The 23,217-nt window shown below is 70.0% G+C and carries 15 protein-coding genes; 13 read left to right on the top strand and 2 right to left on the bottom strand.

The genetic code is table 11. From position 1 onward, the window contains the following. The 4 genes from KBX08_RS29085 to KBX08_RS34805 all read left to right on the top strand — a co-directional run. The coding region (locus tag KBX08_RS29085; RefSeq protein WP_247670248.1) for a LuxR family transcriptional regulator at window positions 1–960 on the top strand (960 nt) is incomplete at its 5' end. Window positions 961–1,006: 46 nt separating this feature from the next. After that, window positions 1,007–2,155, top strand: a complete 1,149-nt coding sequence (locus KBX08_RS29080) for an acyl-CoA dehydrogenase family protein (RefSeq protein WP_210786533.1) — start codon at window positions 1,007–1,009, stop codon at window positions 2,153–2,155. Window positions 2,156–2,172: 17 nt separating this feature from the next. Further along, the gene (locus KBX08_RS29075) at window positions 2,173–2,637 is read left to right on the top strand and encodes a MaoC family dehydratase (RefSeq protein WP_210786531.1); all 465 of its coding nucleotides are present in this window, start codon (window positions 2,173–2,175) and stop codon (window positions 2,635–2,637) included. 512 nt (window positions 2,638–3,149) lie between these two features. Next, window positions 3,150–6,794 (top strand): hypothetical protein, encoded by a 3,645-nt coding sequence (locus tag KBX08_RS34805; RefSeq protein ID WP_210786528.1) that lies wholly within the window; start codon window positions 3,150–3,152, stop codon window positions 6,792–6,794. A 19-nt stretch (window positions 6,795–6,813) separates the two neighbouring features. On the opposite strand, the gene KBX08_RS29065 is transcribed toward KBX08_RS34805, so the two are convergent. After that, window positions 6,814–7,812, bottom strand: coding sequence for an acetylxylan esterase (locus KBX08_RS29065; RefSeq protein ID WP_210786526.1), 999 nt, complete (start codon window positions 7,810–7,812; stop codon window positions 6,814–6,816). Between the two features lie 20 nt (window positions 7,813–7,832). After that, entirely contained in the window at window positions 7,833–8,870 is a 1,038-nt protein-coding gene (locus tag KBX08_RS29060) for a LacI family DNA-binding transcriptional regulator (RefSeq protein ID WP_112698181.1), read from the bottom strand. Window positions 8,871–9,188: 318 nt separating this feature from the next. Between KBX08_RS29060 and KBX08_RS29055 the strand changes: the two genes are divergently transcribed. The 9 genes from KBX08_RS29055 to KBX08_RS29015 all read left to right on the top strand — a co-directional run bounded on the left by KBX08_RS29055 (window position 9,189) and on the right by KBX08_RS29015 (window position 23,180). After that, a complete protein-coding gene (locus tag KBX08_RS29055; RefSeq protein WP_210786524.1) occupies window positions 9,189–11,552 on the top strand; it encodes a glycoside hydrolase family 3 N-terminal domain-containing protein in 2,364 nt (787 codons plus the stop codon). A 10-nt stretch (window positions 11,553–11,562) separates the two neighbouring features. Continuing rightward, the gene (locus KBX08_RS29050; RefSeq protein WP_210786522.1) at window positions 11,563–12,552 is read left to right on the top strand and encodes a sugar ABC transporter permease; all 990 of its coding nucleotides are present in this window, start codon (window positions 11,563–11,565) and stop codon (window positions 12,550–12,552) included. Beyond that, entirely contained in the window at window positions 12,549–13,457 is a 909-nt protein-coding gene (locus KBX08_RS29045; RefSeq protein WP_238690114.1) for a carbohydrate ABC transporter permease, read from the top strand. Before KBX08_RS29050 ends, KBX08_RS29045 begins: the two co-directional genes overlap by 4 nt. A 56-nt stretch (window positions 13,458–13,513) precedes the next feature. Then, window positions 13,514–15,151 carry an extracellular solute-binding protein gene (locus tag KBX08_RS29040; protein WP_210786518.1) on the top strand — a complete coding sequence of 546 codons (1,638 nt, stop codon included), beginning with the start codon at window positions 13,514–13,516 and terminating at the stop codon, window positions 15,149–15,151. A gap of 88 nt (window positions 15,152–15,239) precedes the next feature. Continuing rightward, window positions 15,240–15,929 carry a DUF624 domain-containing protein gene (locus KBX08_RS29035; RefSeq protein ID WP_210786516.1) on the top strand — a complete coding sequence of 230 codons (690 nt, stop codon included), beginning with the start codon at window positions 15,240–15,242 and terminating at the stop codon, window positions 15,927–15,929. Next, on the top strand, window positions 15,926–17,959 hold the full coding sequence (locus tag KBX08_RS29030; protein WP_210786514.1) for a beta-galactosidase: 2,034 nt from the start codon (window positions 15,926–15,928) through the stop codon (window positions 17,957–17,959). Before KBX08_RS29035 ends, KBX08_RS29030 begins: the two co-directional genes overlap by 4 nt. Then, complete coding sequence (locus KBX08_RS29025; protein WP_307850679.1) at window positions 17,956–20,094, top strand: alpha-glucuronidase; 2,139 nt, start codon at window positions 17,956–17,958, stop codon at window positions 20,092–20,094. Before KBX08_RS29030 ends, KBX08_RS29025 begins: the two co-directional genes overlap by 4 nt. Window positions 20,095–20,404: 310 nt before the next feature. Then, a complete protein-coding gene (locus tag KBX08_RS29020; RefSeq protein ID WP_210786512.1) occupies window positions 20,405–21,745 on the top strand; it encodes a PHB depolymerase family esterase in 1,341 nt (446 codons plus the stop codon). 40 nt (window positions 21,746–21,785) lie between these two features. After that, on the top strand, window positions 21,786–23,180 hold the full coding sequence (locus KBX08_RS29015; RefSeq protein WP_210786510.1) for an endo-1,4-beta-xylanase: 1,395 nt from the start codon (window positions 21,786–21,788) through the stop codon (window positions 23,178–23,180). Window positions 23,181–23,217: the final 37 nt, after the last annotated feature.

Below are 23,217 nucleotides of genomic sequence, written 5' to 3'. Positions count from 1 at the left end.
GTCGCCGAGTACTGGCTGGGCCGACACGAGGCGGCGGCGGAGACCTCCCGCGACGGGCTGCGTGTCGCCCGGGCCACCGGCCAGGTCAACTGCGCCAACGTCCACCTGGGCATGCTCGCCGTCCTCGCCGCGATCCGGGCCGACCGGGACACCAGCCTGCGGCGGGTCCGCGAGATCGGCGAGTCACCGACGCCCGGCAGCCGCCCGCACGCCCTCGCCGCGTGGGCCCTGGCGGTGCTCGACCTGGTCGACGGCCGGCACGCCGAGGCCGCGGACCGGTTGGCGTCGCTGGCTCGGCTCGGCACGGGTCGAGGCCAGGTCCTCGTGCAGGTGATGGCCACCCCGTACCTGGTGGAGGCGGCGGCGCACCTGGCGCACCGACCGGCGGCGACCGCCGCGCTCGCGGCGTTCGACAGGTGGGCCAGCAGCACCGCGAGCCCGCTGCGCCGGGCCCTGTCCGCGCGGTGCCACGCGCTGCTCGCCCCTCGGGGCGGTGCCGAGGCGGAACGGGACTTCCAGGCGGCGCTGCGCCTGCACCCGACGGAGGCCGGCACGTTCGAGCGGGCCCGCACCGAACTGCTCTTCGGCCAGGAGTTGCGCCGCAGTCGACGCCCGCGCGACGCGCGGACGCACCTGCACCAGGCCCGCGAGATGTTCAGCCTGCTCGGGGTGGAGCGCTGGGCCGAGCAGGCCACCACGGAGCTGCGGGCGGCCGGTGAGTCGATCGGTCCGCCGGACCTGCCCGCGGCGCGGTTGCTGACCGGCCAGCAACTGCGGATCGCCGAGCTGGTCGCCGAGGGCGCCACCAACCGGGAGATCGCCGCCCGGATGTTCCTCTCCACCCGTACTGTCGACCACCACCTGCGCAACGTGTTCCACCGGCTGGGCATCCGGTCGCGTACCGAGCTGGCTCGCGCGTTCACCGCCGAGCGGCACGTCGGTCTGGCCTCCGACCGGTGACCGTCCGGTCTGGACGGGTTAAACTATCACCGCTAGTTTGAGCGTCATGGACCTCACCCTCTCCGCCGAGCAGGCGGCGGTCCGCCAGCTGGCCGCCGAGTTCGCCGACCGCGAGCTGCTGCCGCACGCGGCCGCCTGGGATCGCCGCGAATCGGTCGACCCCACCATCGTCGGAATGCTCGGTGACCTGGGCTTCCTGGGGCTGACCATCGCCGAGACCGACGGCGGTGCCGGCGGCGACCACCTCGCGTACTGCCTGGTCCTTGAGGAACTGGGCCGGGGCGACTCGGCGGTGCGCGGCATCGTCTCGGTCTCCCTCGGCCTGGTGGCGAAGTCGATCGCCGCGCACGGGAGCGCCGAACAGCGCGCCGAGTGGCTACCGAGGCTCTGCGCCGGCAGCGCACTCGGCTGCTTCGCGCTGACCGAGCCGGACAGCGGCTCGGACGCGGCCGCACTGCGCACCCGTGCGGTCCGCGACGGCACCGACTGGCTGCTCACCGGCACGAAGACGTTCATCACCAACGGCACCACCGCCGACGTCGCGCTGGTCTTCGCCCGCACCGGCGGGCCCGGGCACCGAGGAATCACCGCGTTCCTGGTGCCCACCGACAGACCGGGGCTGACCCGGCGGGAGATCCACGGCAAGCTCGGCCTGCGCGGTCAGGCCACCGGCGAGCTGGGCTTCGACGAGGTGCGGGTGCCCGACGCGGCCCGCCTCGGGGCCGAGGGCGCCGGATTCCGGCTGGCCCTGGCCACCCTCGCCAAGGGTCGGATGTCGGTGGCCGCCGGGTGCGTCGGCATCGCCCAGGGCTGCCTCGACGCGGCGGTCGGTTACGCCGGGCAGCGCACCCAGTTCGGCAAGCCGATCGCCGGGCACCAGCTCGTCCAACAACTGCTCGCCGCCATCGCGGTCGACACCGCCGCCGCCCGGCTGCTGGTGTGGCAGGTGGCCGACCTGATCGACCGTGACCAGCCGTTCGCCACCGAGGCGTCGACGGCCAAGCTGTTCGCCAGCGAGGCCGCCGTCCGCGCGGCCAACAACGCGGTCCAGGTCTTCGGTGGGTACGGCTACATCGACGAGTATCCGGTCGGCAAGTACCTGCGCGATGCCCGGGTGGCCACCCTCTACGAGGGCACCAGTCAGATTCAGCAACTCCTCATCGGCCGCGCGCTCACCGGCGTCAACGCCTTCTAGCTGTAGGGAGATCCGGCATGAGAGTGTTCACCTCGTTCGAGGAGTTGGCCGCCGCGACCGGCGAGAGCCTCGGGCCCGGTCCGTGGCAGCGCATCGAGCAGAGCCGCGTCGACCTCTTCGCCGACGCCACCGACGACCACCAGTGGATCCATCTCGACCCGGTCCGAGCCGCGGCGGGGCCGTTCGGCGGGACGATCGCCCACGGGTACCTCACCCTGTCACTGTTGCCGGCTCTGGCGGGTGGGCTCTACCGGGTCGAGGGGGTGGCGATGGGCGTCAACTACGGGCTGAACCGGGTGCGCTTCCCCGCGCCGCTGCGGGTCGGCGCCGCCGTACGCGCCACCGCCACCATCGCCGACGTGTCGCCGGTCAGCGGCGGTGTGCAGCTGGTCGTGACGGTCACCGTGGAGAGCGACAGCGGCGGCAAGCCCGTCTGCGTGGCCGAGACCGTGAGCCGGCTCTACCGCGCCGTGGAGCGGTGACCTCCCGCGGGCTGACGGGGCGGCGACGGGACCTGTCGCCGCCCCGTCACCGCACGCCCTAGCAGGCGACGCGGAGGGAGTTGGTCCTGTTCCTTGCCGACTTGACACCGGCGGCGACCGCGAGGGTCGCGAATCGATGACGCACCGAACGTTGGATTCCCGAGGCGAACTGCCCAAACGGGCCACGTTCAGCCGCGATAGCGAAATCCTAATCGAATAAGAATCCCCCTTGTCTATCCGGGATTGCGTGACGCCCCCCGTACCCAGGACGGCCATCGGTGCTGTGGGTAACAGCGCCGGTGCCGTTTCTGGCGTGCATCACACACCCCCTCCCGGCCCTCCTCCGTGTCGTCGATCGCGTTGGGTCGTCGAACGTGGCCGCACGCCTAGGCGCGCGGTGGCTGCTACCCGACACTCGCCGATCGGCGTCCACGGAACTAGATATAGTCGCCAATGGATTGTTTGCCAATCATGTCGCCAGGCTGACAAACAACTCTGTGACGGGGGACATCGTGGGAAGACCTGAGCGGCCGCTCGACCCGGAGGCAGGCGAGCTGGAGCGGTTCGCGCTCGACCTACGCCAGCTGCGGACGAAGGCGGGTTCGCCGACCTACCGTCAACTGGCCAGACGCGCGCACTTCTCGGTGACCACACTGGCGAAGGCGGCCAGCGGCGAGACCGTGCCGAGCCTTCAGGTGACACTGGCGTACGTGGCCGCCTGTGGCGGTGACCCGGCCGAATGGACCGAACGGTGGCACAGCCTGATCGCAAGCGTGACGTCCGCCGGGGCGGTGGGGGGCAGCCGCGGGCCGTACTGGGGAATGGCGGCGTTTCAGCCGGAGGACTCAGAATGGTTCTTCGGACGCGAGCGCCTAGTGGCTCAGCTCTGTGAAATGCTCACCAATCTCCGGTTCGTCGCGGTTTTCGCCCCGTCTGGTGCCGGCAAGTCATCCCTGCTCCGAGCGGGTCTGATAGCGGCCATGGTCGAGAATCCCGTCAAGGGTCAGCCGATCTGGGCCACTGTGCTGATGACGCCGGGCGAACATCCAATGGAAGAACTCGCGTTCCAGCTCGTCAATGAACAGGACCTGGATCGTGACACGGTCCAGCGTCACCTGGCCGATGACCCGGCCAGCATTCGCGGGACGATCGCGCAGATTCTCGATGCCCGTCCATCGGGAGCGAACATGCTCATCGTGGTGGACCAGTTCGAGGAGCTCTTCACGCTCTGTCGCGACGAGGGGGAGCGGTCGGGGTTCATTGCCGCGCTGCTCGCCGCGGCGGAGGTCCCCAGGGTCCGCGTGGTGCTGGGAGTGCGAGCTGACTTCTACGGTCGGTGTGCCGCCTACCCGGCCCTGGTGGCCGCTCTCCATGAGCACCAGCTGCTGATCGGCCCGATGGACGAGAAGGATCTGCGTCGGACGATCACCGGCCCCGCCGAGCGGGCCGGGTTGCTGGTGGAACCGGCGTTGGTGGAGATGGCAGTGGCAGACGTCGGCGGTCAGACGAGTGCGCTGCCGCTGCTGTCCCACGCGCTGTTGGAGACGTCGCGCCTGCGGCAGGGCAAGCGGATCACACTGGCCCACTACCGCGAGTCGGGCGGCGTGAATGGCGCCATCACCCGTACCGCCGAGGGGGTGTACGCGCAGTTCGATGAGGGGCAGCGAGGGCTGGCACGGGACATCTTCCTGCGCCTGACCGCCCTCGGTGACGGCACCGAGGACACCCGACGCCGGGCACCCCTGGCCGAGTTGGTGGGCGGGGCAGACCCCTTGGCCGCGGCCGAGGTGCTGGGCAGGTTGACGGCCGCGCGGCTGGTGACGGCGGACGAGAAGGGCGTCATGGTGGCCCATGAGGCCCTGATCCAGGAGTGGCCCCGGCTGCGTCGCTGGCTGACCGAGGATCGGGAGTTGCTGCGCTCCCACCGTAGGCTGACGGAGGCTGCCGCCGAGTGGGACCGGCACGACCGCGTGGACGGATTCCTGTATCGGGGGGTCCAGTTGGCGCTCTGGGCAACGCACCAGGTGATGGACCTCAGTGACCTGGAACGGGACTTCCTGGAGACCAGCCGTGCACGAGAGAGCCGCCGTCGGGCAGCCCGACGGCGGCGGACCAGCGTGGCGTTGACCGGGCTCGCGGCAATCGTTGTCGTGGTGAGCGTCCTCGCGGCGGTGGCACTGGTGCAAGCGAACCGGGCGGCCGCCGAACGAGATCTCGCTGTTTCCCGGCAGCTGACGGTCGAGGCCAACAACCAACTGCAGATCGATCCGCAGCAGGCGCAGCGCCTCGCCCGACGCGCTCTGACCACCCGCCCGACCGTCGGTGCGGAGATGGTGCTTCGCCAGGCCGCCGTCGATGACCGACTGCAGGCGATCGTGCCGATGAGCAGCAAGAAGGCATTGGGCGTGGCGTTCAGTCCGGACGGGAGGCGGGTGGCGGCCACCGGGGCGGACGGCGAGGTGCGGGTGTGGACCTGGGCCGGGCAGGGCGTCTCTGGGCCAGGTCTGGCTCTCACCGGCGGACCCGAGGGACAGGTCTGGAGCCCGATGTTCAGCCCGGACGGGAAGCGACTGGTCACCGCCGGCTCGGACGGCACCGTCCGGATCTGGGAGGTCGATGGAACCGCTGGGCCCCTCGTCCTACGCGGGCACGAGGGCCCGGTCTGGGGAGTGGCCTTCAGCCCCGACGGACGGACGGTCGCCAGTGCTGGCGAGGACACCACAGTTCGGGTCTGGGATGCCCGTGGCGGCGGCCGACCGGTGGTGCTGCGTGGGCACACGAAGGTCGCTGTCGGTGTGGCCTTCAGCCCCGACGGGCGCCGGTTGGCCAGCAGCAGCCACGACGCGACGGTACGGCTCTGGGACCTGGCCGCACGATCCACCAGGACGATCCTCACCGGGCCACGAGAGGCCACCAGGACGATGGTGTTCAGCCAGGACGGCACCCGCCTGGCCTGCTCCAGCACCGACGGTACGGCCTGGGTGTGGCCGCTGACCGGGTCGGCGGCCCCGGTGGTGCTGCGTGGGCACGAGGGCACTGTGGAAGGGCTCGCGCTGAGCCCGGACGAGCAGTGGGTCGCGACCACCAGTGACGATCTGACCGTACGGATCTGGAACGCCAACGGCGCTGGTGACCCGTTGGTGCTGCGCGGGCACACCAACCGGGTCTGGGCGTTGGCGTTCAGCCCGGATGGATCCCGGCTGGTGAGCGCGGCCGATGATGGCACGCTACGGATCTGGGACCCGGGCAGCGATCGTCTGATCCTGCGGGGCCACGAGAAGGCCACCTGGGCCGCCGCGTTCACCCCGGACGGGCAGCGGGTGGTCAGTGGCGGCGAGGACGGCACGGTGCGAGTCTGGAACCTGGCCACACCAGCCGAGCCTCGGGTGCTCGGCCGCCACGACGGCGACGTCTACGGTCTCACTGTGAGTCCGGACGGGACGAGTGTGGCCACCGGCGGACGCGACGGCAGCGTACGAGTCTGGGACCTCGCCGGCAGACACGATCCTGTGGTGCTTCGCGGGCACGAGAAGCAGGCGTGGATCGCCGACTTCAGCCCTGACGGCCGTCGCCTGGCCAGCGTCAGCAACGACGGGAGCCTGCGAATCTGGGACCTCACCGGCCAGAGTGCCCCGGTGGTCCATCGAGGCGCCGACGAGATCCGGTACGCCGCCTTCAGTCCGGACGGCAGGAGGGTCGCCACAGCTGGCGCGGAGGGCACCCTACGGATCTGGGACGCCCTCGGCACTGCCGAACCACTGCTGCTTCCCGGTCACGAGGGACTGGTATGGGCCGTGGCCTTCAGCCCGGACGGACAACGGGTCGTCAGTGCCGGCTTCGACGGCACCGTGCAGATCCACTCCGTCACGAGCGGCATCGCGCCAATGGTGTTGCGAGGGCACGAGGGTCCCGTCTGGCACGTGTCGTTCAGCCCGGATGGGCAGTGGGTGATCAGTTCTGGAAAGGACGGCACCGCCCGGCTGTGGCGCGCTTCGGAGGCCGCGCAGTCCGTGACCTTCGGGGGGTTCGGCGCCTCAGTGGAAGCCGTCGACTTCAGCCCGGACGGCGAGCGGCTCGTCTCGACGCATGACGACGGCACCGTACGCGTCTGGCCCTGCCGCGCGTGTGCCCCGGTCCAGAGCCTGCTGGAGCCGTGACCAGGAAGGGGTGGGCCGTTCAGGCTCGCGCTGTGGGGAGCACCGAGCGCAGCCAACGCAGCTGACGCCCGACGTGCACGGCCTCCCCGCCCTCATGGCCGTTGAACGGGTAGACGTGCATCTCCCGCTCGGGCGGGACCGGCCTCCGGTTCGCGGCGCCGTAGTGGTTGTAGGCGGCGAAGGCGGTTCGCGGCGGGCAGACGGTGTCGCGCGCGCCGACCCCGAAGTGCGCCGGAGCCGTCGCCCGACGCGCGAAGCTCACGCCGTCGACATAGGACAATGTGCGCCACACCGCCTCCTCGGCCTCCCGGTGCACCGCCAGGTACCGGGCGATCTCGCCGTACGGCGCGAGGTCGGTGAGCGCGACGGCCCGGCGCATGTCGCAAAGGAACGGGGCGGTGGTCAGCACCGCGCTGAGATCCTCGACGAGACCCGCCACCGCCAGGGCGACGCCGCCGCCCTGGCTGTTGCCGACCACCGTGACCCGGTCACCCTCGACCCCCGGCAGCGCGCGGACCGCCTCGACCGCCCGCACCGCGTCGGTGATCAGGCGGCGGTAGTGGTAGTTGCGCGGATCGAGGATCCCCCAGGTGACCGGCCAGGGACCGCCGGGCGCGCCGTGCGGGTCGGGGGTGTCCCCGGCGCCGTGCTGCCCCGCCTGGCCCCTGTTGTCCATCAGTAGGTGCGCGTACCCGGCCGCCGCCCAGGTCGGCCGTTCATGGGGCAGGCCGCGCCCGCGACCGTAGCCGGCGTACTCGACCACGGCCGGCAGCGGCTCTCGAACTCCGGCCGGGCGGGTGTACCAGGCGCGGACCGGGTCAGCACCGAAGCCGGCGAACGTGACGTCCCAGGAGTCGAGCAGCCGCAGGTCGGTGGGTTCGGGGCGGACGTCGACGAGCACCGGTACGGCGGACGCCTCGGCGAGCGTGTCCCGCCAGAACTCGTCGAAGTCGTCGGGTTCGGTGACCTCGGGCGCGTATCGCTGGAGGTCGTCGAAGGTGGAGGCGGAGTGGGGCACGGGTCCTCGCAGGGGCCGGGTCAGTGCGGGTGGGCGGGGGGCGCGGTGCTCTCCCGGACGACCAGCTCGGTCACCAGGTCGATCCGGCTGGTCGCCGGCTCGTTCCCCCTGGTCAGGTCGAGCAACATCTGGGTGGCGATGCCGGCCATGTCGCGCAACGGCTGGTTGATCGTGGTGAGCGCCGGGTCGGTCCAGGCCGAGACCGGCAGGTTGTCGTACCCGATCACCGAGAGGTCCTCGGGCACTCGCAGGCCGCACTGACGGGCGGCCCGGAGCACCCCCATGGCCTGGATGTCCGACCCGGCGAAGATCGCCGTGGGTCGGTCCGGCCGCTGGAGCAGTTGCAGCCCGTGGGCGTGCCCCGCTCCGGCGGAGAAACTGCCGTAGCGGATCAGCTCGCGGTCGACCACTATCCCGGCTTCGTCGTGGGCCGACTGGAAGCCGGCGGCGCGGGCGCGGCTGCACAGCACGTCGGGTGGCCCGGAGATGATGGCGATCCGTCGGTGCCCCAGCTCCAGCAGGTGTCGGGCGGCGAGCAGGCCGCCGTTCCAGTTGTTCGACCCGACGGTCGGCACGGAGGCCGAGGTGGCACTGTCGGTGTCGACGACGACGAACGGTATGCCCTGCCGGCGCAGGTGCTGCTGTTGGGCCTCGGCCAGGTGGGAGAGGACGAACACCACGCCCAGGGGGCGGTCGGCCAGTAACGCCTCCAGCCATCGCGCCGGCGGGCGGTGCGCGCCGTCGAGCTGGGCGATCGACAGCCCGATGCCGGCCGCGGAGGTCACCGCCTCGACGCCGCGCAGGATCTCCATCGCCCAACCAGTGTCGAACTCGTGGAACACGAGGTCCACCCGGCCGCCGCTGGTGGCGTGTCGGCGGGCGCGGCGCTGGTACTGGTGGCGGTCGAGGCTCGCCTCCACCCGGGCCCTGGTGCCGGGGGCGACGTCGCCGCGCCCGTTGAGGACCTTGGACACGGTCGCGACCGAGACGCCGACATCGTTGGCGATGGTCGCGATGGTGGTGGAGGCGGGTGGGTCGAGCGGGCGGTGCTCTGTCATCGCGGCCTCATACAACATCCGAAAGTTTCGGGCGACCTTAACATGATGAGACATTCACGCCAGTGGGTGTCGTGCTCGGGCTGCGCATTCGCGGGACAATGCGCGGCTCGTCCGCGACGGAGCGCCGATCGTGGGGTCACCGTGTGCAGGAAACACCCCCTGGTAGTCCGATTGAGGCTCTTGACAGGCATCGATGCGGCACTTAGGTTGCCGAAAAGGTTACGCAGGTTTCCGGAAAGTTTCGGATCGTGAGAAACGTCCGCCACGGAGCTGGTTCACGAGGGCACGGGGATGTGGCCGGAGCTAAGGGGTCATGGCATGAGAAGTCAGTCGCTCGAGGACGGCGGCGCCGCGCCGTGGCGTGATCAGCGGCTGTCGCCGACCGAGCGCGCCGAGGCGCTCCTGCCACTGATGTCCCTCGAAGAGAAGATCGCCCAGCTCGTCGGGGTCTGGGTCGGCGCCGACGCCAGCGGCGAGGGCGTCGCACCGCACCAGTCGGACATGATCAGCGAGCTGCCGCCGTGGAGGACTGTCATCCGGTACGGGCTCGGCCAGCTGACCCGCCCGTTCGGCACCGCCCCGGTCGACCCGGTGTTCGGCGCCCGGTCGCTGGCGGCCTCGCAGGCGCAGATCGTGGCCGCCAGCCGGTTCGGCATTCCGGCGCAGGTGCACGAGGAGTGCCTCACCGGGTTCGCGGCGTGGCGGGCCACCGTCTACCCGACCCCGCTCAGCTGGGGCGCGTCCTTCGACCCCGAACTGGTCGAGGCGATGGCCGATCGGATCGGGCGGTCGATGCGCGCCGCCGGTGTGCACCAGGGCCTCGCCCCGGTGCTGGACGTCACCCGGGACTACCGCTGGGGCCGCACCGAGGAGACGATCGGCGAGGACCCCTACCTGGTCGGGACGACAGGCGCCGCCTACGTGCGGGGCCTGGAGCGGGCCGGCGTGGTGGCCACGCTGAAACACTTCGCCGGCTACTCCGCCTCCCGGGGCGGACGCAACCTCGCGCCGGTGCCGATGGGCCACCGCGAGCTGGCCGACGTCATCCTGCCGCCGTTCGAGATGGCGCTGCGCCTCGGCGGTGCCCGCTCGGTGATGAACTCCTACGCCGAGATCGACGGCCTGCCCGTCGCAGCCGACCGTGGGCTGCTGACCGGGTTGTTGCGTGACGAGTGGGGCTTCACCGGCACAGTGGTGGCCGACTACTTCGCCGTACGGTTTCTCCAGACCCTGCACGGAGTCGCCGGGGATGCCGCGGACGCGGCCCAGCTCGCCCTGCGGGCCGGAATCGACGTCGAGCTGCCCACAGTGGACGCCTTCGGCGAACCGCTGGTGGAGGCGGCTCGCCGCGGCGAGGTCGACGAGGCGCTGATCGACTGCGCGCTGCGTCGGGTGCTGATCCAGAAGATCGAGCTCGGTCTGCTCGACGAGGGCTGGCAGGAACTGCCCGACGACGTGGCGTCCCTGCGCTTCGACGACGAGGCTAGCCAGGACATCGCCCTTCGCCTGGCCCGGGAGTCGGTCGTCCTGCTGCGCAACACCGGCGTCCTCCCGCTGCCCGTGGGGAGCCGGGTCGCCCTGGTCGGCCCGGTCGCCGACGACCCGATGGCCATGCTCGGCTGCTATTCGTTCCCCAACCACGTGGGCGTCAACCACAGCGACTTCGGCCTCGGCCTGGACATCCCCACCCTGCGCGACGAGTTCGCCCGCCGCGTCCCGCTGCTCACCCACGAGTTGGGCTGCGCCATCACCGGCGAGGACACCTCGGGTATCCCGGCCGCCGTCGCCGCGGCCGCCGCCGCCGACGTGTGCGTGCTGGCCGTCGGCGACCGGGCGGGAATGTTCGGCCGGGGCACCTCCGGTGAGGGCTGCGACGCCGTCGACCTTCGACTACCGGGCGTGCAGAGCGACCTCGTCCGCGCCGTGCTCGCCACCGGCACCCCGGTCGTCCTGGTCTTGATGACCGGTCGCCCCTACGCGCTCGGCCCGGAGTTCGACGACGCGGCGGCCGTGGTGCAGGCGTTCTTCCTCGGCCAGCTCGGTGGGCAGGCCCTCGCCGAGGTGCTCACCGGCGCGGTCGAGCCCTCCGGGCGGTTGCCGGTCAGCGTTCCCCGCGATGCCGGCGGGCTGCCGAGCACCTACCTGGCGCCGCCGCTCGGCCGGCGCAACAAGGTCTCCTCGATCGACCCGACCCCGGCCTACCCGTTCGGCCACGGGCTGAGCTACACCACCTTCGAGTGGTCCGACGCGACGGTGGTAGAACCGCGCGAGGATCCGACTGCCTGGCCGGTCGACGGCGAGGTGCGGGTGCGGATCACCGTCGCCAACACCGGTGAGCGGGCCGGCACCGAGGTCGTGCAGCTCTACCTGCACGACCCGGTCGCGCAGACCACCCGTCCGGTGGTCCGGCTGATCGGCTACACCCGGTTGCCGTTGGCGCCCGGCGAGGTGGCACACGTGACGTTCGGCGTACCGGCCGACGTGGCGTCGTTCACCGGGCTGACCGGCCAACGGATCGTCGAGCCCGGCGACGTCGAGCTGCGCTTCGGCCGATCGAGCGGCGACGTGGTGGCGGCCCTGCCGCTGCGACTGGTCGGCACCGAGCGCCAGGTCGGTTTCGAGCGGGAACTGCTCAGCTCGGTGCGGGTCGAGCCACTCGTGGCCGTTCCACAGTCGGCATAGGAGGCCACGGATGACATCCACCCTGCGGCCACCGCCGCCGGCGCCGCCGAGTTCTCCCCAGCAGGCGCAGAGCCCTGCCCCGCGCTCGCCACGACGCCGTCGCAGTTGGCGGCAGGCACTGCGCCGGGACTGGCAGCTCTACTCCCTTGCCGTCCTGCCGCTGCTGTTCTTCCTGGTCTTCCGGTACCTGCCGATGATCGGCAACATCATCGCGTTCCGCCGGTTCAAGCCGGGCGGCAGCATCTTCGGTGAGTACTGGGTCGGGCTGCGCTACTTCCGGATGTTCCTCAGCGACCCGACGTTCTGGGAGGTGTTCACCAACACCCTGGTGCTGGGGACGCTGACCCTGCTGTTCTGTTTCCCGCTGCCGATCGTGCTGGCGCTGCTGCTCAACGAGGTCCGGGCCCGCCGCTTCAAGCGGTTCGTCCAGTCCGTGTCCTACCTGCCGCACTTCCTGTCGATCGTGATCGTGGCGGCGATGGTCATGCAGCTGACCTCGATCGAGGGCACTGCCAACCAGATCGTCAGCCTGTTCGGCGGCGACCCGGTGGCGTTCCTGCAGAAACCGGAGTGGTTCCGCACCATCTACGTCTCGTCCGAGGTCTGGCAGACCGTCGGGTGGGGCACGATCCTCTACCTCGCCGCCCTCACCACCATCGACGAGGACCTGTACGAGGCCGCCCGGATCGACGGCGCCGGCCGGCTGCGGCAGACCTGGCACGTCACGTTGCCCGGCATCCGTCCGACGATGGTGACCCTGCTGATCCTCAACATCGGCAGCTTCCTGGCGGTCGGGTTCGAGAAGATCCTGCTGCTCTACAACCCGTTGACGTATCCGACAGCCGACGTGGTCTCCACCTATCTGTTCCGGATGGGCTTCCAGTCGAGCAACTTCAGCTACGCGGCCGCCATCGGTCTCTTCGAGGCGGTGATCGGGCTGATCCTCGTCCTGTCGGCGAACGTCATCTCCCGTCGCACGGTGGGGACGAGCCTGTGGTGACCCTCGGTACGAAGATCGACGCCCCGACGACGCGCGGGCCGGTGGACAGTCGGGGTTACCGGATCTTCCGGGTGGTCAACACTGTCGTCCTGCTCGGCGTCGTGGTCGTGACGCTGTACCCGTTCCTCAACATCGTGGCCCGCTCGCTCAGCGAAGAGGCCTACATCATCGCCGGCAAGGTGACAATCGTTCCGCGTGGGTTCGACCTGACCGCCTACAAGCTGCTGATGTCCGACGCGATGTTCTGGACGAACTACCGCAACACTGTGGTGTACACGGTGGTCGCCACACTCATCTCGATCGTGCTGACCACGTGTTACGCGTACGTGCTGTCGAAGCCGCAGCTCAAGGGGCGTCCGTTCCTCATCGGTGTCGCGCTGTTCACCATGTTCTTCTCCGGTGGCCTGATTCCCAACTACGTGCTGGTCACCAGCCTGGGCATGAAGAACACCATCTGGGCCGTGGTGATCCCCAACGCCATCAGCGTGTTCAACCTGCTGGTGATGAAGGCGTTCTTCGAGAGTCTGCCGAGCGAGTTGGAGGAGGCCGCGGCGGTCGACGGGCTGAACACGTACGGCATCCTGCTGCGGATCGTGCTGCCGCTGTCGAAGGCGATCATCGCGACGATGGTGCTCTTCTACGCGGTCTCCTTCTGGAACTCGTGGTTCACCGCGTTCCTCTACATCGACCGGCAGGATCTGCTGCCGGTCACCGTGTACCTCCGCAACCTCATCGCGGGCGCCACGAGCGCCGAGTCGGCCGCTGCCGACGCCGACAAGGTCCAGGCCGCGGCCACCCTCCAGGCCGTGACGATCGTGCTCACCACCCTGCCGATCCTGGCGATCTACCCCTTCGTCCAGCGGTACTTCGTCCGCGGCGTGATGCTCGGCGCGGTCAAGGGATGACGCCGGCGCCACACCGCTTCCCCAACGCAACCCCCCCACCACCGAAAGGACGAGCCATGCTCCACAAGACGTGGCGCCGCGTGGCACTAGCCACCGCGGGTCTGCTTGCGCTCTCCCTTGCCACCGCCTGTTCCGAGGACCCCGGCGAGTCGACTGACCTCTCCGGGAACCGGGTCGGCGCGATGGCCAACTACGGCGTCGGTGACCAGTTCAAGGCCACCGAGGCGCTCTCGTTCTCCACCCTCTACAACAACCACACGTTCTACCCGCTCAAGGAAGACTGGCTGTTCTGGTCGGAGCTCACCAAGCGGACCAACGTCAAGATCGATCCGGTGGCCGTGCCGCTGAGCGACTACGAGCAGAAGCGCAGCCTGCTGATCGGCGCCGGGGACGCCCCGCTGATCATCCCGAAGACGTACCACCCGCAGGAGAACGCGTTCGTGTCCTCCGGGGCGATCCTCCCGGTGAGCGACTACCTGGACCTGATGCCCAACCTCAAGGACAAGATCGGCAAGTGGAACCTCAAGCCGGAGATCGACAACCTGCGACAGTCCGACGGTAAGTTCTACCTGCTCCCCGGCGTCCACGAGAAGCCCACGCAGGACTACACGGTCCTGGTGCGCACCGACATCATGCAGGAACTCAACCTGGCCGTCCCGAAGACCTGGGACGAGCTGTACACCGTGCTCAAGGCGATGAAGGCGAAGTACCCGAACGTCTACCCGTACTCCGACCTCTTCAGCAAGCCCAACCCGACCGGTGCCCTGCTGAACATCCTCGGCTCGGCCCACGGCACCCAGGCGGGCTGGGACTACCAGCACGCCACCTGGGACCCGGCGGCGAAGAAGTTCAACTACACCGGCGCGTCCGAGCAGTACAAGCAGATGCTCACCTACCTGCACAAGCTCGTCGCCGAGGGCCTGCTCGACCCGGAGAGCTTCACCCAGACCGACGACCAGGCACGCCAGAAGCTCGCCAACGGCAAGTCCTTCGTGGTCACCGGCAACGCGCAGACTCTGGTCAACAACCACCGGCCCGACCTGGCCAAGACCCTGCCGAACGCCAAGATGGCCAAGATTCCGCTGCCCATCGGCCCGGCCGGCGAGATCAACCCGTTCCCGCGGTTGGAGAACGGCATCATGATCTCCACGAAGGCCCGGGAGAGCAAGAACTTCGTGGCCATGATGCAGTTCATCGACTGGCTCTGGTATTCCGACGCCGGCATGGAGTTCGCCAAGTGGGGTGTCGAGGGCACCACCTTCACCAAGGACGCCTCGGGTAAGCGCTCGGTCACGCCCGACGTCGACTTCCTGGGGGTCAACCCGAAGGGCACCAAGCACCTGCAGAAGGAGTTCGGCTTCCAGAACGGCGTCTTCTCCTACGGTGGCACCCCCGACCTGGTCCGTGGGTTCTTCTCGCCGGAGGAACTGGAATTCCAGAAGGTGATGGACGCCCGCAAGCCGAGGCTGGTGCCCCCGCCCGCTCCGTTGAGCGACGAGGAGCGCGAGCAGGTGTCGCTCTGGGAGACCCCACTGAAGGACTTCGTCACCCAGAACACGCTGAAGTTCGCCCTGGGTCAGCGTCCGCTCAGCGAGTGGGACGCGTACGTGGCCGAGCTGAAGGCCAAGAACTCCGACCAGTACATCGACCTGGTCAACAAGGCGTACGAGCGGTTCCAGAAGAACAACGGCTGATCAGCGGGAGTCCGGTCGGGCGGCCTCTCGCGGCCCGGCCGGACCCCCGGCGACCAGGGATCAGCTGAGTCGACCGGAGGGAGCGACAGTGAGTGGCGCGACTCAGACCCGGCGACAGTTCGGCGACGGACCACTGTCGCGGATCACCTCGCGCGTCTACATCCTGCTCGTGGTCGAGCTGCTCCTGCTGCTCACCACGTTGCCCGCCCTGCTCCCGCTGCTGGTACTGGGCCGCGATCCGAGCAACCTGCCGCTGGCCGCGCTCCTCCTGGTACCGGTCGGCCCGGCGATCTCCGCCGCCCTGTACGCCCTGCGCCACCAGCGAACCGACCTGACCGACCTGCGTCCGGCCACCCTGTTCTGGCGTGGCTACCGGGCCAACGTGCTCGGCGTGCTGCGCGTCTGGGTGCCGACGCTGCTGTGGCTGACAGTGCTCGCCGTGAACCTCGCCTACTCCGGCGCGGTCGGACTGTCGAGCTGGTGGGCGGTGCCGCTGGTGCTGATCGGAGTGGGCGTGACGCTCTGCGCGGCCAACGCCCTGGTGATCACCTCGCTGTTCGACTTCCGCACCCGCGACGTGCTCCGGCTGGCCGTGCACTTCCTCGTGCGTACCCCCGGTGTTCCCGTCGGCAACGCCCTGCTGCTGGCCGCGGCGGCCGGGATCACCACGGTCTTCTCCGAGGCGGTGCTGATGCTGCTCGCGTCGATCGCGGTCCTGGCGTACCTGCGCATCAGCGACCCGATGATCCATCTGATCCGGAAGGAGTTCACCTCGTGAGCCTGCCCCTCAGCGCCAAGGTGCCCTTCGGGGGCGACTACAACCCGGAACAGTGGCCCGAGGACGTGTGGAAGCAGGACTACCGTCTCTTCGACACCGCACGGATCGACCTGCTCACCCTCGGGGTGTTCGACTGGGCGCTCACCCAGCCCGCCGAGGACACGTACGACTTCGCGCTGCTGGACAGGATCGTCGAGCGGGCAAGTGCCGAGGGACGCGGGATCTGCCTGGCCACCGGCACCGGCGCCCACCCACCTTGGTTGGCCAGGGCGTACCCCGAAGTGACCCGGACCGACTTCGAGGGCCGCAAGCACCGCTTCGGCCAGCGACACAACTCCTGCCCCAGCTCGCCGGTCTTCCGTCGGCTCTCGACGGAGCTGGCCCGCCGGGTCGCCCGCCGCTACGCCGACACCCCGGCGGTGCTCGCCTGGCATGTCGGCAACGAGTACGGCGGCGCCTGCTACTGCGCGCTGTGCGCGGCCGGCTTCCGGAGCTGGCTGCGCCACCGCTACGGCACCCTCGACGAGCTGAACGATGCCTGGTACACCACCTTCTGGTCGCACACCTTCAGCGACTGGGACGAGATCGAGCCGCCGTCGGCGCTGACCGAGCACTGGCGCGGCCCGGACCACACCGCGTTCCCGGGCATCACACTGGACTACCTGCGGTTCACCTCCGACGCGATGCTGACCAACTTCCGCGACGAGAAGGCCGCCATCCGGGAGTCCAGCCCGACGCTGCCGGTGACCACGAACTTCATGGGCATGTACCGGCCGATTGACTACCACCGCTGGGCCCCCCATCTGGACTTCGTCTCCTGGGACAACTACCCGCCCGACGACGAGTCGGCGGCCTGGATGGCGCTGACCCACGACCTGATGCGCGGGCTCAAGGACGGCCAGCCGTTCTGGCTGATGGAACAGACGCCGAGCTTCACCGCGTGCCGCGACGTCAACCCGTTGAAGCGCCCCGGTCTGATGCGGCTGTGGAGTTGGCAGGCAGTGGCGCACGGCGCTGACGCGGTGCTCTTCTTCCAGCTGCGTGCCTCCCGTGGTGCCAGCGAGAAGTACCACGGTGCGGTCATCGGGCACGCCGGTCGCTCCGACACCCGGGTGTTCCGGGAGGTCGCCGATTTGGGCGCCGAGCTGGAACGGCTCGGCCCGGCGTCGCTGGGCGCGCGGACCCCGGCCCGGGTGGCGCTGCTGTTCGACTGGGACAGCTGGTGGGCGTTGGAGCTGTCCGACGGCCCGTCCCGCCTGGTGCGCTACCAGCAGGTCGTGCTCGCGTACCACAGGGCGCTCTGGGACGCCGGTGTGGACCTGGACGTCGTCGCGGTGACCGCCGACCTGTCCCGTTACGACGTGGTCGTGGCCCCGGCCCTGCACCTGCTCAAGGGCGACCTGCCGCAGCGGCTGGAGGCGGTGGCGACGCGCGGCGGGTCGGTGCTGACCACCTACCTGTCCGGCCGGGTGGACGAGAACGACCAGGCGTTCCTGATGGACGTGCCGGGCCCGCTCGGGCAACTCATGGGCGTCCGGGTCGATGAGTGGGACGCCCGCGGCCCGGAGGTGGTCAACCCGGTCCGCCTCGGCGACGGTGTGGATCAGCTCGACGTCGACGCGCGGCTGCTGTTCGAGCTGGTGATTCCGCAGGGCGCGCAGGTCGTCGGCACCTACCAGGCCGACTTCTACGCGGGCACCCCGGCGGTGACCCGCAACTCCTTCGGTGCCGGCGACGGCTGGTACGTGGCCGCCGGGCTGGACCAGGCCGGGGTGTCCTGGGTGGTGCGGCAGGTGCTCGCCCGGCACGACCTGCTCGGGCCCTACCCGGACGTGGCAGACCTGGAATCCGCCGTGCGGGTCGCGGCGGACGGGTCGCGGCTGCTGTTTCTGCTCAACCACCGCGCCGAGCCGGTCGAGGTGACCGCCCGGACCGGCGGCGTCGACCTGCTCACCGGCGACCGTGCGGCGGCCGGCGGTGCCCTGCGGCTGCCGGCGTACGGGGTTGTCGTGCTGAAGGAGGACCGGTGAACGCCGAAGAGTCGGTGGAGTTGGAGCAGCTGATGTTCGTCGAGGAGCCGATGGACGCTGACGAGCCACGCGTCCACCCGGCCTGGCTGCCCCCGGAGGCGTTCCGGTCGCTCGGCGCGCGCCGCGTCCTGCTGCACGGCGAGGGGTTGCTCGTCGACACCGTCCTCAATGAGGTCTCACGCGCCTGCGCCCGTTACGGCGGACGGGTGTGGCACTCCCCGTCCTGGGACGTCGACGTCGATCTGGTGCTCGCCCTGCGCGACGCCGCTGAGCTGCCCAACCCGGCCGTGGAGGCGGCGCGCGCGGCCGGTGAGGCGGCGCTGGTCGAGCTGGACGACGGCGCGACACTCGGCGACGAGGGTTTCGTGTTGGCGCGGGCCGGCGACGTGACGGCGGTGCTGGCCGACGCGCCCGCCGGCCTGCTGTACGGGCTCTTCCACGTGGTCCGGCTCTGCGCGGCGGCCTTCGACCCGGTCCGACCGCCGGAGCGGCACCGGCCGGCGCTGCGCCGACGAATGCTGAACCACTGGGACAACGTGGCCGTGCACCCGGTGATGGGCCAGGTCGAACGGGGGTACGCGGGCGGCTCGATCTTCTGGCAGGACGGCCGTCCGCGCGGCGACCTGGCCCGGGTGCGGGAGTATGGCCGGCTGCTGGCCTCCTGCGGGGTCAACGCGATCTCGGTGAACAACGTCAACGTGGCCCGTACCGAGGCGCTGCTACTCACCGAACGGCTCGGTGACGTGGCCGAGATCGCCGACGCGTTGCGCCCGTACGGCATCCGGGTGCACCTGTCGGTCAGCTTCGCCGCGCCGGTGGTCCTCGGTGGCCTGCCGACCGCCGACCCCCTGGACGAGGCGGTGCGGGTCTGGTGGGCCGCTACCACCCGGCGGGTCTACGACCGGATCCCGGACTTCGGCGGCTACCTGGTGAAGGCCGACTCGGAGGGGCAACCCGGCCCGTTCACGTACGGCCGCGACCACTCCGACGGGGCGAACCTGCTGGCCGAGGCCCTCGCCCCGCACGGGGGAGTGGTGCACTGGAGGGCGTTCGTCTACAACCACCACCAGGACTGGCGGGACCGGTCCACCGACCGGGCTCGGGCCGCGTACGACCACTTCGCCCCGCTCGACGGGCGGTTCCGCACCAACGTGGTCGTCCAGGTGAAGTTCGGCCCGGTGGACTTCCAGACGCGCGAGCCGGTCTCACCGGTGCTCGCCGCGATGCCGGCGACCCGGCTGGCGGTGGAGTTGCAGGTCACCCAGGAGTACACGGGCCAACAGCGGCATGTCTGCCACCTCGGCCCGTGGTGGAGTGAGGTGCTCGGCTTCGCCCCCTGGGGGCCGGGCGGACGGACGATCGCCGACGTGGTCACGGGGGAGTCGGCGGTGGGCGGCGGGATGGTCGCCGTCGCCAATGTCGGCGACGACCTCTTCTGGACCGGGCATCCGTTGGCACAGGCCAACCTGTACACGTTCGGTCGGCTGGCCTGGGACCCTCGGCGGGACCCGACGGCGATCCTCGACGAGTGGATCACGCTGACCTTTCCGCCGTCGGCGACCGCCGACGCGGAGCTGGTGCGGCGAACACTGCACGAGATCATGGACGATTCGTGGCGCACGTACGAGCGCTACACCGCCCCGCTGGGCGTCGGCTTCATGGTCAACCCCGGCGACCACTACGGTCCCGGCGTCGACGGGTACGAGTACACGCGGTGGGGCACCTACCACTTCGCCGACCGCGACGGCGTCGGCGTGGACCGCAGCCGCGCATCGGGTACCGGCTTCACCGGCCAGTATCCGCCGTACTGGGCGGACGTGTACGAGTCACTTGAGACCTGCCCCGACGAGCTGTTGCTGTTCTTCCACCACGTGCCGTACGGACACGTGCTGCGCGGCGGCTCGACAGTCATCCAGCACATCTACGACACCCACTTCACGGGGGTCGAGGAGGTGACGGCGATGCGGCGGAAGTGGCAGACGTTGACCGGCATGATCGACCCGAGCGTGTACGAGCGGGTCGCCGAACGCCTCGACGAGCAGGTGCGCTGCGCCACCGAGTGGCGCGACCAGATCAACACGTACTTCTTCCGCAAGTCCGGGGTGCCGGACGAGCGAGGGCGGGACATCTACTGAGCGGTGGTGATGCGCGGCCCGGCCAATCGGTCGGGCCGCCCTCGTGCCGCGCGCCCCAGCCGGCCTGGCAGGTCCCGAAAACGTGCCGATAAATTGTCGCCAGCCGCCGACGCCGACGATGCCCGTCGATGCCCATTGTTGCGCAGGTGACCGCTGGAACCGTTGCGGCGAAAGGTTTCCGGAAGTCTTGACAATCGAGTGTGCTCGATCGAAGCTGACATGGTCACGCGAGCCGCGGTCAAGGTCGGGCGAAGGGCAGTCCTCGACTTAAGTCCCCTTCCACGCGCCTTTTTCGCAAGGGATCGCGACGATGACACTGAAGACGAGAATGCTTGGCGTCGTCATGGCGGCCGTGACACTGGCCGCCGCCGCGTTGACGTTCGCCACTCCCGCGTCGGCGGCGACGCTCACGCAGGTGACCAACTTCGGCACCAACCCGACCAACCTGCAAATGCACCTGTACGTCCCGGACCGGGTGGCGACCCGACCGGCGATCCTCCTGGCCATGCACTACTGCACCGGGACGGGCCCCGCGTTCCACTCGGGCACCCAGTACGCCTCCCTCGCCGACCGGTACGGGTTCATCGTGATCTACCCGTCGGCAACCCGCAGCAGCAAGTGTTGGGACGTCTACTCACCGCAGGCGTTACGCCGTGGCGGCGGCAGCGACCCGGTCGGGCTCATGTCGATGGTCGACCACGTGCGGCAGCGCTACTCCGCCGACCCCGCGCGGATCTTCGCCACCGGCACCTCTTCCGGCGCGATGATGACCAACGTCATGCTGGGCGTCTACCCGGACGTGTTCGCGGCGGGCGCCTCGTTCGCCGGGGTGCCGTTCGCCTGCTTCGCGACCGGCGGCACCTCGGAGTGGAACAGCCAGTGCGCCAACGGGCAACTCGTCCGGACCGCGCAGCAGTGGGGTGACCTGGTCCGGGAGGCGTACCCCGGCTACACCGGCCAGCGACCCCGGATGCAGATCTGGCACGGCACCAACGACGAGACGCTGCGCTACCCGAACTTCGGCGAGCAGGTCAAGCAGTGGACCAACGTGCACGGTCTGAGTCAGACCCCGACGTACACCGACTCCCCGCAGTCCGGCTACACCCGCACCCGGTACGGCAGCAGCGGCCCGATGGCACCGGTCGAGGCGATCAGCATGCAGGGTGTCACGCACAACCTGCCGGTCGACGCCGCGCAGGTGATCCGCTTCTTCGGGCTGGACGGCACCGCGCCGCCGACCACTCCGCCCCCGACCACTCCGCCCCCGACCACTCCGCCCCCGACCACTCCGCCCCCGACGACTCCGCCGCCGACCACGCCGCCGCCGACCGAGGGCGCCTGCCGGGTCGGCTACACGGTCAACGCCTGGAACAGCGGCCTCACCGCGAGCGTGGCCATCACCAACACCGGTGCCACCGCCGTGAACGGCTGGGCGCTGAGCTTCACGTTGCCCACCGGGCAGCGCATCACCAGCGGCTGGAACGCCCAGTACGCCCCGGCGAGCGGTGCGGTTACCGCCCGCAACGTCTCCTACAACAACACCATCGCCCCGAACGCGTCGGTCGAGATCGGCTTCCAGGCCACTCACGAGGGTGGCGCCGGCAAGCCCGCCTCGTTCGCCCTCAACGGTGCCGCCTGTTCGGTGTCCTGATTTCCCTTCCCACCCCACCACCCCCAGAAGGAGTCACACGATGAGAAGTACGAGATGGAAGGCGGCGTCCAGAGCCGCCATCGCGCTGGCCGGCGCGGGTGCCCTCGCCGCCGGCATGGCGCTGTTCGTGACGGCACCCGCCTCCGCCGGGACGACGCTCGGCGCGTCCGCCGCCGAGAAGGGTCGGTACTTCGGCACGGCGGTCGCCGGGTTCAAGCTCTCCGACAGTGCGTACACGACGATCTTGAACCGTGAGTTCAACTCGGTGACGGCCGAGAACGAAATGAAGATGAACGCCACCGAGCCGCAGCAGAATCAGTTCAGCTACGGGGCGGCGGACCAGATTGTCAACCACGCGCGCAGCCGCGGGATGAGCGTGCGCGGTCACACACTGGCGTGGCACTCGCAGCAGCCCGGCTGGATGGAGAGCATGAGCGGCAGCGCGCTGCGGCAGGCGATGCTCAACCACGTCACGCAGGTGGCCACCCACTTCCGCGGTCGGGTCGTGGCGTGGGACGTGGTGAACGAGGCGTTCGCCGACGGCAGTTCCGGAGGCCGTCGCGACTCCAACCTCCAGCGCACCGGCAACGACTGGATCGAGGCGGCGTTCCGGGCGGCGCGTGCCGCCGATCCGGGCGCGAAGCTCTGCTACAACGACTACAACACCGACAACTGGACGCACGCCAAGACCCAGGGCGTCTACAACATGGTGCGCGACTTCAAGGCCCGTGGCGTGCCGATCGACTGCGTGGGCTTCCAGTCGCACTTCAACAACGACTCCCCGTACGTGAGCAACTACCGCACCACGCTGTCGAGCTTCGCGGCGCTCGGTGTGGATGTGCAGATCACCGAGTTGGACATCCAGGGCGCGTCGGCGAACACCTACCGCAGCGTCGTCGAGGACTGCCTGGCCGTGGCCCGCTGCAACGGCATCACCGTGTGGGGCATCCGGGACAGTGACTCGTGGCGGGCTTCGCAGACCCCGCTGCTGTTCAACAACAACGGCTCGAAGAAGCCAGCGTACGACGCGGTTCTCGCCGCGCTGAACAACGGCACCACGCCCACGGACCCGCCGACGGACCCGCCCACGGACCCGCCCACCGATCCGCCGACCGACCCGCCCACGACTCCGCCTCCGGGCCCGGGTGGCTGCACGGCGACGGTGTCGGTGAACCAGTGGACGGGTGGCTTCGTGGCGAATGTTCGAGTGACGGCCGGCTCGTCGGCCCTCAGCGGCTGGACGGTGACGATCGCGCTGCCGTCCGGCGCGACGGTCACCAACGCGTGGAGCGCCAACCGCAGCGGTAACACCGGCACGACGAACTGGACGAACGTGGCGTACAACGGCCAGGTCGGCGCCGGACAATCCACCGAGTACGGCTTCCAGGCCAACGGCACCGCCGGCAGCCTCAGCCCCACCTGCTCAGCCCGCTAAAGCCCCACCGGCCGGGGGGGCGGGGGGGCCCCCCCCC

The sequence above is a fragment of the Micromonospora sp. H61 genome (assembly GCF_018070325.1).
GTDB classification, from domain to species: domain Bacteria; phylum Actinomycetota; class Actinomycetes; order Mycobacteriales; family Micromonosporaceae; genus Micromonospora; species Micromonospora salmantinae.
Note: the sequence above shows the minus strand (reverse complement) of the source record. Positions and strands in the feature narration are given on the sequence as shown.

What these genes read in the sequence shown, in the direction of transcription:
- KBX08_RS29060 (WP_112698181.1), bottom strand. Translation starts at nt 8,870, where the DNA reads ATGACAGAGCACCGCCCGCTCGACCCACCCGCCTCCACCACCATCGCG.
- KBX08_RS29020 (WP_210786512.1), top strand. Translation starts at nt 20,405, where the DNA reads ATGACACTGAAGACGAGAATGCTTGGCGTCGTCATGGCGGCCGTGACA.
- KBX08_RS29075 (WP_210786531.1), top strand. Translation starts at nt 2,173, where the DNA reads ATGAGAGTGTTCACCTCGTTCGAGGAGTTGGCCGCCGCGACCGGCGAG.
- KBX08_RS29015 (WP_210786510.1), top strand. Translation starts at nt 21,786, where the DNA reads ATGAGAAGTACGAGATGGAAGGCGGCGTCCAGAGCCGCCATCGCGCTG.
- KBX08_RS29040 (WP_210786518.1), top strand. Translation starts at nt 13,514, where the DNA reads ATGCTCCACAAGACGTGGCGCCGCGTGGCACTAGCCACCGCGGGTCTG.
- KBX08_RS29080 (WP_210786533.1), top strand. Translation starts at nt 1,007, where the DNA reads ATGGACCTCACCCTCTCCGCCGAGCAGGCGGCGGTCCGCCAGCTGGCC.
- KBX08_RS29050 (WP_210786522.1), top strand. Translation starts at nt 11,563, where the DNA reads ATGACATCCACCCTGCGGCCACCGCCGCCGGCGCCGCCGAGTTCTCCC.
- KBX08_RS29055 (WP_210786524.1), top strand. Translation starts at nt 9,189, where the DNA reads ATGAGAAGTCAGTCGCTCGAGGACGGCGGCGCCGCGCCGTGGCGTGAT.